Source organism: Edaphosphingomonas fennica, assembly GCF_003034225.1.
Lineage (GTDB): Bacteria > Pseudomonadota > Alphaproteobacteria > Sphingomonadales > Sphingomonadaceae > Sphingomonas_E > Sphingomonas_E fennica.
In genome coordinates, this window is record NZ_PHHF01000060.1 from 1 (window position 1) to 10434 (window position 10434).

General features: G+C 61.0%; 13 protein-coding genes. 6 read left to right on the forward strand and 7 right to left on the reverse strand.

Annotated features, from left to right (window positions below; translation table 11 throughout):
- The first annotated feature begins 693 nt into the window (after positions 1–693).
- Both CV103_RS14380 and CV103_RS14385 read left to right on the forward strand, forming a co-directional pair.
- Positions 694–1263: a recombinase family protein gene (locus CV103_RS14380; RefSeq protein ID WP_245896853.1), complete on the forward strand. Its 570-nt coding sequence runs from the start codon at positions 694–696 to the stop codon at positions 1261–1263.
- Positions 1264–1434: 171 nt separating this feature from the next.
- A complete protein-coding gene (locus CV103_RS14385) occupies positions 1435–2127 on the forward strand; it encodes a hypothetical protein (RefSeq protein WP_026150027.1) in 693 nt (230 codons plus the stop codon).
- A gap of 26 nt (positions 2128–2153) precedes the next feature.
- On the opposite strand, the gene CV103_RS14390 is transcribed toward CV103_RS14385, so the two are convergent.
- The 5 genes from CV103_RS14390 to CV103_RS14415 all read right to left on the reverse strand — a co-directional run bounded on the left by CV103_RS14390 (position 2154) and on the right by CV103_RS14415 (position 5621).
- Positions 2154–2594 (reverse strand): MerR family transcriptional regulator, encoded by a 441-nt coding sequence (locus tag CV103_RS14390; RefSeq protein WP_107395339.1) that lies wholly within the window; start codon positions 2592–2594, stop codon positions 2154–2156.
- 77 nt (positions 2595–2671) lie between these two features.
- A complete protein-coding gene (locus CV103_RS14395; protein ID WP_019054701.1) occupies positions 2672–3778 on the reverse strand; it encodes a replication initiation protein in 1107 nt (368 codons plus the stop codon).
- 387 nt (positions 3779–4165) lie between these two features.
- Positions 4166–4462, reverse strand: coding sequence for a hypothetical protein (locus CV103_RS14400; RefSeq protein WP_107395340.1), 297 nt, complete (start codon positions 4460–4462; stop codon positions 4166–4168).
- Positions 4459–5352 (reverse strand): hypothetical protein, encoded by an 894-nt coding sequence (locus CV103_RS22185; protein ID WP_019054705.1) that lies wholly within the window; start codon positions 5350–5352, stop codon positions 4459–4461. The genes CV103_RS14400 and CV103_RS22185 overlap by 4 nt, the downstream gene beginning before the upstream one ends.
- Complete coding sequence (locus CV103_RS14415; RefSeq protein ID WP_019054706.1) at positions 5352–5621, reverse strand: hypothetical protein; 270 nt, start codon at positions 5619–5621, stop codon at positions 5352–5354. The genes CV103_RS22185 and CV103_RS14415 overlap by 1 nt, the downstream gene beginning before the upstream one ends.
- Positions 5622–5843: 222 nt before the next feature.
- Between CV103_RS14415 and mobQ the strand changes: the two genes are divergently transcribed.
- The 4 genes from mobQ (at position 5844) to CV103_RS22190 (ending at position 8367) form a co-directional block, all read left to right on the forward strand.
- Complete coding sequence (mobQ, locus tag CV103_RS14420; protein ID WP_107395343.1) at positions 5844–6908, forward strand: MobQ family relaxase; 1065 nt, start codon at positions 5844–5846, stop codon at positions 6906–6908.
- The gene (locus CV103_RS14425) at positions 6871–7263 is read left to right on the forward strand and encodes a type II toxin-antitoxin system RelE/ParE family toxin (protein ID WP_242003437.1); all 393 of its coding nucleotides are present in this window, start codon (positions 6871–6873) and stop codon (positions 7261–7263) included. The genes mobQ and CV103_RS14425 overlap by 38 nt, the downstream gene beginning before the upstream one ends.
- Before the next feature lie 120 nt (positions 7264–7383).
- Positions 7384–7689: a HigA family addiction module antitoxin gene (locus CV103_RS14430; RefSeq protein WP_236711418.1), complete on the forward strand. Its 306-nt coding sequence runs from the start codon at positions 7384–7386 to the stop codon at positions 7687–7689.
- Positions 7690–7722: 33 nt separating this feature from the next.
- Positions 7723–8367 (forward strand): hypothetical protein, encoded by a 645-nt coding sequence (locus tag CV103_RS22190; RefSeq protein WP_146163436.1) that lies wholly within the window; start codon positions 7723–7725, stop codon positions 8365–8367.
- On the opposite strand, the gene CV103_RS14435 is transcribed toward CV103_RS22190, so the two are convergent.
- Positions 8321–8902 (reverse strand): UPF0149 family protein, encoded by a 582-nt coding sequence (locus tag CV103_RS14435; RefSeq protein ID WP_107395344.1) that lies wholly within the window; start codon positions 8900–8902, stop codon positions 8321–8323. The two genes, CV103_RS22190 and CV103_RS14435, sit on opposite strands and share 47 nt — an antisense overlap.
- Positions 8899–10389, reverse strand: coding sequence for an IS66 family transposase (tnpC, locus tag CV103_RS14440; RefSeq protein WP_425443880.1), 1491 nt, complete (start codon positions 10387–10389; stop codon positions 8899–8901). Before tnpC ends, CV103_RS14435 begins: the two co-directional genes overlap by 4 nt.
- Positions 10390–10434: the final 45 nt, after the last annotated feature.

Here is a 10434-nt window from a genome sequence, read left to right on the forward strand (position 1 = left end):
CGGTCCTGGTAGAATCAATCAAGCGTTCAGTGTTCGTTCTTCAACCTGGCCAAAATCGCAGCTTCGGGCCGACTGGGCCTAGTTGGGCGCTTGATCGCGCCCTACATATCGATCGGAAGCGTCTATGAACGGCCAACGTTCAAAGACCCCTCGCAAACCACCTTCAAAGAATACCACGTCAAGGCCGAAGCAGCCTGCATGATGATCGTCAAGGACGGAGAAGTCGTGTCCAATGTTTCGCTTCTATAAAAGTAGACCGCGATGGCTGTTATAGGCACGATCATCGCAAGAGCGTTTCGATAAAGCTCAACGCGCTAGGAAGAGATGCAGGAATAGCAGCCCAAGGTATAAACCTTGCAAAGTCTAACGCAGTTGCCGTCTTTGGACGGCCAGCATCCAAAAATAGCTTAACGTGATCTAGTTTGGAATCTTGCACGACAACACCTCACGGCGCTGCCTTTGCAGCGCGGTTTGACCGAGGGCCTCAAGATCAAGTTACGAGAGTTGTCAGTGTCAGATTAGGATTGAGATCAGTTACAATGGCCCGGCTCCCATGTGGTCACAGCGGATTTCCGCGTCAAGGCCGACAAGCGCGGTTGTCCAACAACCACCTTGTACTGATGCAAAAATCATAGGTTCTGCATCGTGTCGGAAACGGCGGAAATCCGGGCGCTTCCGTGATGCATATATCTGATGCACAATGATCGCATGATCTACGGCTATGCGCGCGTCTCCTCCAACGGGCAGGACCTCACCCAGCAGGCCGCCCAGCTCCTCGCTGCCGGTTGCGTGAAGGTCTACCAGGAGAAGGCCAGCGCCGCGTCGGCCGAGCGGCCGAAGCTCAAGCGCGCGATCGGCGCGCTCGATGCCGGCGACGTGCTGATGGTGACGGCCACGGATCGCTTGGCTCGCAACACCCGCGACCTGTTAAACATCCTTCATGCGGTGAAGGAGGCAGGGGCCGGCTTCCGCTCGATCGCAGAGCCTATGGTGGATACGACCTCGCAGTTTGCCGAGGTCGTCATCGCCGTGCTGGGGATCGCAGCGAGCTGGGAGCGCCAGCGGATCGTGGAGCGCACCGCAGCCGGCCGCGACCAGGCGAAGGCCCGTGGGGTGAAGTTCGGCCGGCGAGCGGCCCTCACCCCTCACCAGCAGGCCGAGGCGTTACAGCGGCTTGCCAAGGGCGACACGCAGCGCGCCGTCGCGGCGCTGCTCGGGGTCGATCAGGCCACAATATCTCGGCTGTCGCGCCGACAGGGGTAATCGGGCTTAACCCTCATACCAATTCGTGCTAATTCGCTTTCAGGCCAGTTCAAAGCCGGGATAATTCGGGACTTATACGATTGTTCTTGCATAAGTGCGGCAACAATTCCTAATAAGCCTTGTCGCGCGGCGAATCAGTGCTCGGGACAATCGGCAACGAGGGGAATTGTTATGACGCGCTTGAAAGAAATGGGGGAAAGTGCCGCTTGGCACCTAATGGTTGGCGCCGCCCTCGAAGGCGCACGTCAGCAGGGATATGCTCTCAAGAAGCAGCCTGGCCGTGGTCTCTCCAACACCTATGAGCTGACCAAGGATGGCAAGACGCAGACTGCCAGCATCCGCACCACCCGCGACCGCTGGGTAGCTTTCCCGCCGCTTGATGATGGAAAGCGTTGGAAGACTCTTGATGACGTGGACCTTGTTCTGGTCGCTGCCGTTGATGATCGGCTGAACCCCCAGAACGTAGACGTGTATCTCTTTCCCGCCGACGAGGTGAAGAAGCGGTTCGATGCGTCCTATGCTGCGCGGATCGAGAACGGCCACACCGTCCGCAATAACTACGGCATGTGGGTGATGCTCGATAAGGGAGACAATGCGGTAATCAGCCAGGTCGGCCACGGGATCGCGGAAGAGTACCCGCGTATCGCGAATTTCAGTATCGATGAACTGGAAGGCACCGTGTCCAAGGATGTGCGGAAGATGGCCGATGAAGCCGCTCCGGAGCCCGAAGAGGCTATCCCGGCCGAGGCAGGCCCGTCGCTTAACACTGTTGCGGATGTGCTGGCTTTCGCCCGTGAGAAGATCGCCGTTTTGACCGGTATGCCCGGCGACACGATTAAGCTCGACCTCAAGATGGGAGTGTAAATCTCACTTGGCGGACGTGATCGCGGTCACTCGTCAGGGCGACCAAATAGGCGACCAAAAAAACCTCTTTTGGATTCCGTGGGGCCGGGTCCGGCTAGCAGTCCGATCACTCGGGCTTGAGCCTCACGTCGTTCCTCATCCGATTGATCGAGGCGACGGCGAAGATCGTCGATTGTACCATCACGATCGCGCAACTGTTCCAAAGCAGCATCAAGACGGGCTTGCAACACATTGGAATCCGACCCGTTACGGATGTCAGCATTGCTGTTGCGTAGCGTTTCAGAAGGCGTTCCGGTTACTGGTGCGGCTGACTTTGGAGGATACACCCGGTGCAGTTCGACAGGCTCGATTGAGAAAGAGCCGTTATCCTTCTTTGTCGCAGAAATTCTACCGCTGTTGATGGCACGCGATATGGAAGCCTTGCTGATACCCGTTGCCTTTGCGGCTTCTCCAAGAGTGTAAGCCATCTCATTCGTCCCTGTTGCAGATCGTTTCAAAACATAATCCGCTAACCGTTAGCAGAAACGGTCAGGTGGCGAAACGATCAGACCCGGCCCCACTTGGTGGCACACCCCGTAACCCATTTCGTCCAATCCGCCTTGAGAGCGTCCCCTACCAGTTTGCGGCGCTGTTCGGGGCGGACGCGAGCATACTGATCCGCTAGGCGCTGCACGGAGTGACCACCGCCTAGAGCCATTCCGATTGCATGAAGCTCCGGGGTCTTGAACTCGTCCACCTGATCGTCGGCCGGCCAGCGTAGGGTGTCCGAAACCGATAGCCGAGAAGCCGCCGAGGCGATTAGGCTGGCGGTGTTGACGATGGTTTCTGTCGTCCCTTCCCGGCGGGCCTTTCGGCCGCTGCTATGGCGTCCTGCCTCATCGGCCGCGGCGTCAGTGGCGTCGTCGTCCTTAGGGGTGAAGGTCAGGGTGACGTGGGTGATCTTGCCCCGCGCCCCGCGCTTTTCCGACCAGTCCATCGTGAAGGCGGCGAGCTGGTCAATTTCGGCTTTGCCAGGTGTCAGCACCAGACGCCGGAAGTCGGAGAAGTTAGGCATCGAATTAGAAGGTGCGCCAAGCCGCTCCCGTAGTTCATCGACCGTTCCGGACCATGTGGGGCTACGCCGTCCAGCCAGCAGGCAACCCATCTCATAGAGGGTGATCGCATACTTCGACCGGAAGGCGAGCAGAGCCGCCCGGTTGAGGCGAGCGTAGTAATCGCTCCCTTGCAGAATCGCCCTAGCCGGTGCCGTGAACTCCCACTCGACGGTGGCCCGGCCGTCTTCCGCATGTTCGTTGAGCGTCCAGGCAAGCAGGGCAGCGGTAAGCGTCGCCGCACGCCCTTGCGCCGAGGTCGAAGGCATTTGGAACTTCACATCCATCAGCTCATCGAGAGTGTCCTGGATCCGATCATTGGCGTTGTGGGTGCCTCGCAGATCGCGCTTAGCGATGACGTGCGATCCCGGTCGCCACGCTTCGCCGGCAGCTTTGGCGATTAGAAGAGCTAGGGTCTTGCGGGCCGCCAAAGAGGGTGACGTACCCGCGCCAAACCGTGCTTCGATGAACTCGCCGGCTTTGACAATGGCATGACCGTCACGAACCGAGATCGTGGAAGCCGCCTTCATCGTGCGGCCGATAGGGAGGTCGTCAGGCACGGCATAAGCTTAGCCAGTTACGACATAAGATCAATGTCAATGTCATAGATCGCATAGCCAACCCATTCCTCATGAGGGCACCCGATCCGTCGTAACTGGGCACCCCATTTGTCGTAGGTGCTCACCCCATTTGTCGTAACTGGGCACCCCATTTGTCGTAGGTTGCGCCATTTTTCCTTTGTAAATCAGATAACAAGCAACCCCTGAATCATAGAATCAGTAGAATCTAGAATCATCGCAGGCGCGCGAGATTGGCGTTGCATGATGACAATGCGGAATCGGCCTTCGGCCGATGCGCTGATGATGCGTGCCGGCTACGCCGTCACAGAGGCGGCCTATCGGCCGCTAGCTTGGCGAGGAAGGAGGCGGGGTGAGAGCGGTACCCGATCATTCACCGGGCGTCACACGGCGAGGGGTTTTGCCGTTGCCATCGTGGACGACGATCGCGGACACGCCCGAGGCGGCGATACGATCGATCAGACGACCGGCTTCCTCGTACTGGTCACTGGGCCAGTCGCGGGCGACGTGGACGGACACGTCGCCGATTTCCAGCGTCAGGTGCGAAATGGAGGGATCGAGGTCGAGCAACCGCGCCATGTCAGTCTGGGTGTCGAGCGTGACGCGCCGGAGATCATTGCCGGTCATGATGAGCTGCCAGGTGCGCGTGCGATCATCGAGGTTCATGGCAACAACCACCCGCTGTAGGTCTTGGCGTCGGGATTTGCGCCGAAGCACCAGTATGCCCCGTCGCGCTTCTCGCGCTTCCAGCCATGATCCTTGGGACAGGCGGCGATGGCGGGGATGGTCTGTTCGCTGGCCTGATCGATGCGGCGGGCGAGCTTGCCATTGGTGGTGTTAGCCCAGCTCGCGGCAGCCGTTTCATCACGGGCGCGGGCATAGCCTTGTGCATCGCCGGCCCCGTTACCCAAGTAGTAGCCGTAACCCCCGGCGATCGGCACCAGCAGGGCAAAGCCGGCAAGCGCGCCGTTCCACCACCTGTCCCACCGGCGCCGGCGCTGCTCATGGGCGCGGCGATCGGCGGCATCGGCTGCAAAACGATCGGCCAGGGCAGCGTGCGCGGCCGTGTCAGCGTCGATCCGACGCCGCAGGGCCTCCCCCGCCCCGGCAAGGCCGTCCGTGGCTCCACGACGCGCTCCGGCCTCCGCACGGGCCTCCAGGGCGGCAGGATCGACCAGGCGAGCCGCTATGGCCTTGTCACGGGCTTCCTCGTCCTCGGCACGCTGTGCGTCCCTAGCGGCGGCATCGGCGAGGCTGGCGCGCACGTCGGACACCAGGTCGCGCAGGGTGCCGAAGCCGGCAAGGACGCGCTGGATGTTGGTGTCGAGGTGGGAGAAGAAGCTGTGCGCCTGGGCGGTGTCGGCAGCATCGCGCGCACGACCGGCAGCAGAGGGCGGCGGGTCAGAGGGCGTGTCGAACTCGGCCGGATCGAACTTGCCAGCTGGGGGATCGGTTCGGCTGCCGCCACGAGCCATTCCCCTTCCGCGTCCCTGATCGTGGAGCTGGCGGGCCTGTTCGAGCAGGCGACGGGGATCGTCCTCGCGGTCGCGCTCCATCAGCGTTCCTCTCCGGGCAGCGTCCAGCCCTCGAACGGTTTCCTGTCCTGATCGCGGCTGATGCGGTGGGTCAGCTCGGAGACGATGCCGGCGAAGCGTTTGTCCTTGCTGGCGGCATCGATGAGCAGCCCGCCCAGGATGATCTTGCGGCGGGTATCGAGGCGACGACCTTCGGCAGCGACACGGGCATTGAGCGCGTCGAGACGGGCCTTGGCCTGATCGACCCGTTTGCGGGCCTGTTCGATCGCTTCTGGTGTCGGTGCCGCCATGTTTCCTACCCGAAAGTATGAATGCGAAGCGACTATAGCTCAACCCAACAAGCGAAGCCACCCGAGATGACGATAGGAGACAAGGGCGCACTTTAGCATTACTGCGTAATGCGTGCGGCAGGGATACCCTGCACCCATGTCGCTTTGCGACAGCGGGGCCTCCGCCCCACACCCCGACCAGCGCAACGCTGCTGGACCACGTTGAAGAAGGCAGGCGCAGCGATGGCGATCTACCATCTGGCGGTGAAATCGGTGTCGCGCTCGACCGGGCGCAGCGCGGTCGCGGCGGTCGCGTATCGTGCCGGCGTCTGTCTCGAAAATGAGCGCGACGGCCTGGTGCACGACTACACGCGACGGGGGGGCGTCGAAGATGCGTTCATCATCGCGCCGGAAGGCGCGGAGTGGGCGCAGGACCGCTCCGCGCTGTGGAACGCGGCCGAGGCGGCGGAGAAGCGCAAGGACGCCAAGGTGGCGCGGGAATACGAGCTGGGGCTACCGGCCGAGCTGGACGCCGGCCAGCGCCGCGACCTGGTTCGTGCTTTTGCGGAGAATATCCGCGACCGCTACGGGGTGGCGGTCGATGCGGCGATCCATGCCCCCCATGATTATGGCGACGATCGCAACCACCATGCCCACGTCACGACGACGACGCGGGAGGTCGGGCCGGAGGGGCTGGGGGCGAAGACGCGCCAGCTCGACGTGCGTTCGACGGCCTCGGTGGAGGTGGAAGCGATCCGGGAGCGGTGGGCCGGGATGGTCAACGACGCGCTGGAACACGCCCAGGTGGCCGAGCGGGTCGATCATCGCAGCTACGAGCGTCAGGGGCTGGATATCGAGCCGACCGTGAAGATGGGCCATGCGTCGGCTGCGATCGAGCGCCGCGCTGAGCGCGAGCAGATCGCGGCCGGCGAGGAGCCGCACGCCGTCACCCCGCGCGGGCAGATGAACGAGGCGATCATGGAGAAGCGAGGGCTGGGCTTCTACATCGAGCGTGGTCAGGAGCGGATAATGGAATGGTCCCACCAGCTCCGCGAGCGGGCCGAACTGGCGATGCAGGGCATGTCGAGCCTGGTCCAGGGCGCAGCGCGGGCGATGCGATCGGGGTTGCAGACCAGCAGCGATGGCGGGTTCGAGGCGGTGCCGGCGCTCGACCAGTCAGCCCAGCGCGACCAAATGCCGGCGATCGAGTTGGACCAACCGGGGCAGCGTGATCGCGATCGGCAGCGAGAGCAGGAGCTGGACCGTCAGCGTGGGCGTGACGGGCCGGATATCGGATTCGGGCGGTAGGGTTGCCGCCGAAGAATCGTTTTCGGCAGAGTGTAAGGTAACGCTTGACAAATGTCAGGAAATGCCTTACAATGTGTCTATGATTAAAACATACACCAGCAAGGCGCTCGAAGCCTTCGCCACCAAGGGAGATGGCTCAAAACTTCCCGTCCAGAACCACAACCGCGTTCGTCGCATCCTGCTCACGCTGGATGCAGCCGCGAAGCCCGAGGACATGAATGTTCCGGGCTTTCGCTTTCACGGGTTGAGCACCAAGCCCAAACGATACGCAGTCGATGCCAGCGGCAATTACCGGGTCACATGGGCTTGGGATGACGGCAATGCGATCGACGTGAACATCGAGGACTATCATTGAGGGGGCGTGCCCCCCTAAAAATCTGTCAGCCAATGCTTGACATGTAAGGCTTTAGTTTACATATAGAGCTTATATAGAGACGCATGATGATCCGGGATCGGCCCGGACAGGAGACAGATGATGAACCAGCTCGTATCCGGCCTTGCCCCGATGCACCCCGGTGAGCTGCTGCGGGAGGACATTCTGCCCGCGCTCAACAAGCCCAAGGCGGAGATCGCCAGGCTGATCGAGGTGTCGCGGCAGACTCTCTACGATATCCTCGCCGAAAAGCAGGATGTCACCCCGACCATGGCGCTTCGGATCGGCAAGCTCACCGGCACCACGCCCGAAATGTGGGTGAACATGCAGCGCAACTTCGACCTCCGTGTGCAGGCGGTGAAGGACGCCGATATCATCGCGCGTATCCCGACGCTCGAAGCGGCGTGATCCTTTTATCAGAATTTGCAGAAGGGCGGGGGTATGCTGAAACTGTGGACGGCCTTAGTGGTCGGCACGACGCTGACCTGTTCGGGACAGGTAGAAGCCCAACGGCGCGTTGTTAAAAAAGCTACGCCAGTGCGCGTGGCGTCGTCAGCATCAAGCGCCAGTGCTTACGCATCGAGTGTTGCCGGCGTCACCTGTGACAATGCCGCAGCCCGTGCCGCATCAATAATTCCGCTCGCACGCGTTCTTAAGCCGCTATCGAATATGGATACGGCACAAGGAAAAACGGAGTTCGAGACAACAGAGCAATTTGTCCAACGCCGAGGCGATACAGTTACGCGCCTACTAGGCGGAGAAAACATCGTAGCGGTAGTCCCACTTGCCGATCATTTCAGCTATAACGCTGAAACGCAACAAGCGCGGATTTCTCCGGCTCGGGAGAATCAGGACTATTCGGATACCAGCGAAAGCACGACGATATCCCTAGAAGCTTTCAAGGACTTCACGTCACTCGGCAGCTACGTGGGTAGCAACGCCTACGGAGCCACGGCGAGGGTGAAGGCTGGAATCTTCTCGCAGTATTATATCGACGTCGTAACCGCTGCACCGACCCCACGTGGGATGTGGAGAGGCTTCAGTGTACGGTCAGGGTTCTTGCAAAGGCACACTGGTCATGGATGAAGGAGATGATCTGGGGGATCATCCGCCAGGTATCTGCAAGAGCCTGATTTGCGAGAGGATCCTGGAGCTGGTCGATCCATGATATGCCATCGATGATCGTGCTTTGGCCAAGGATAACTGCAAGCGGCAGGCCGAAGTCTCGATCAGACACGAAGGGCTTCCATGCGTCCATGTCCAGATGCATTGCGGTGAAGAAGCCATTGGCAAAGTCTTCCAGCAGGACCTCGCCGTCCTCGGTCCGCATATAGATCGGCGCATAGACCTCAGGGCACTCGGCAAGCTCGATGCAGATCTGGTTGTAGCGCTTAAGGATCGTTCGGCGCGCGGGTGCCGATCGGGCGCTTTGGACGTGTTCGCGCAGGATGCGCTTGAGCCATATGTCCGGATTGATGATGGACGGGCCGGCAGCCAACGCCGCGAGGAAGCCATCGATCGAGGAGACACCGGCGACCGGCGGATCAAGCGTATCGAGCCAGATTTCGAGCTGCTCTAATGAGAGCGTTCTGCCGGATGCGGTTTGACGTTTGAAGCTCATGCTACCAGCGCTTCTAGCCGATCAGTCGCAGGGCGCCAGTTCCATGCCAACAGGCTGTGCAGATCGTTGATCATCACCTCTTCATTCACGATCCGCTCGAGCACATCGTTGAGCCAGGTGTAGGGATCAAGGCCGTTGAGGCGAGCAGTCTGGAGAAGCGAGGCAAGCACCGCCCAAGTCCGGGCTCCTTCCTCACTTCCGGCAAAAAGGCTCGACTTTCTGCCTTGGGCAACATTTCTCATCCCGCGCTCGACGGTGTTGGTATCGACCTCGATACGCCCGTCTTCCAGGAATAGCGTCAGGCCCTTCCAGTGGTTGAGGGTGTAGCGCATCGCCTTTGCCAGATCGGATTTGGGTGAGAGCCTGGGCAGCATGTCGTCGATCTGCGTTTTGATCGTAGCCATCACCTTACAGGTTTCCGCCTGGCGGGCCGCTAACCGATCTGCGGCATTGCCGGCACGCACCCGGGCCTCGATCACGTAGACCTCGCCGATCAGGCCGATGATCGCGGCGGCCACCGGCGACGGGGATTTACGGTAGGCGTCCACGAACTTGCGACGGACATGAGCAAGGCAAAAGACCAGCACGACCCCTTCCGTCCCCTTGCGGACCAGCGTCTTGTAGGCGCCATAGCCGTCGACTTGGAGGATGCCCCGATAGCCGGCTAGCTGCTGGCGCGCTTCGGCATGCCCGCGGCCGCGCGCGTGAATGTATGCCACCGCCGGTCGCGCCGGGCCTGACCAGGGACCATCATCGCAGGCATGTGCCCAGAACTGCGTGATCCGGGTTCGTTTTCTTCCTTTCTCAAGGACCGGCATCCGCGTCTCGTCACAGAAAATCCGCGATTGCGCATGGATGTACGCGAGTTGCAATTCATACAGAGATCTCAGCCACCATGCGATCTTGCGCATCCAGCGGCTTGGTAGGGCGCGATCGAGGATGGCGCCCTGTCCGGCCAGCATCTGAAGCTGCCGGTTGAGAGGGATTGACCATGCAAATCGCGCTGTGGCCATCCAGGCCAGCGTCGAGGTGGTGACCATCGAGCCCGGGATCGCACGCCGGGGCGCTGGTGCCTGAATAACCCCCTCACGGCAATTGCGGCAGGCATAGCGAGGGCGAACGGTACGAATGACGCGTACGATGGCCGGAACCCAGTCGAGGGCCTCACTGGCATCCTCTCCGATTTTGTGGAGCCTGCCTGCGCAGCAAGGGCAATCCAATGTCTGCGGATCGATCACCTGCTCTACCCGCTCAAGATGGGCGGGCAGCGCCATTATGCCGCGCTTCGCGCGCGGGCGCTTGATCACAGGCTTGTCTTCTGGCGCTTCATCGTCATTGGCCGCGACCGTCGGCGTGCTCACAAGATCGCCCAGATCCAGTTGCCCCTGATCTCCCAGAATGACGCTGGCGCGTTCCGATCGATTGCCGAATGCTTGTTGGGCCATGCCTTTGAGGCCCAGTCGGCCCCAAGCTGCGATTTTGGCCAAGTCGGAGAACGTTTTGGGAACGTGGCATTCGGTATTGACGATGGA

Coding starts and splice junctions, on each gene's coding strand:
- CV103_RS14390 (WP_107395339.1), bottom strand. CDS start 2,594: ATGGCTTACACTCTTGGAGAAGCCGCAAAGGCAACGGGTATCAGCAAG.
- CV103_RS14400 (WP_107395340.1), bottom strand. CDS start 4,462: ATGAACCTCGATGATCGCACGCGCACCTGGCAGCTCATCATGACCGGC.
- CV103_RS14415 (WP_019054706.1), bottom strand. CDS start 5,621: ATGGCGGCACCGACACCAGAAGCGATCGAACAGGCCCGCAAACGGGTC.
- CV103_RS22190 (WP_146163436.1), top strand. CDS start 7,723: ATGCTGAAACTGTGGACGGCCTTAGTGGTCGGCACGACGCTGACCTGT.
- mobQ (WP_107395343.1), top strand. CDS start 5,844: ATGGCGATCTACCATCTGGCGGTGAAATCGGTGTCGCGCTCGACCGGG.
- CV103_RS14380 (WP_245896853.1), top strand. CDS start 694: ATGCACAATGATCGCATGATCTACGGCTATGCGCGCGTCTCCTCCAAC.
- CV103_RS14430 (WP_236711418.1), top strand. CDS start 7,384: ATGAACCAGCTCGTATCCGGCCTTGCCCCGATGCACCCCGGTGAGCTG.
- CV103_RS14385 (WP_026150027.1), top strand. CDS start 1,435: ATGACGCGCTTGAAAGAAATGGGGGAAAGTGCCGCTTGGCACCTAATG.
- CV103_RS14435 (WP_107395344.1), bottom strand. CDS start 8,902: ATGAGCTTCAAACGTCAAACCGCATCCGGCAGAACGCTCTCATTAGAG.
- CV103_RS22185 (WP_019054705.1), bottom strand. CDS start 5,352: ATGGAGCGCGACCGCGAGGACGATCCCCGTCGCCTGCTCGAACAGGCC.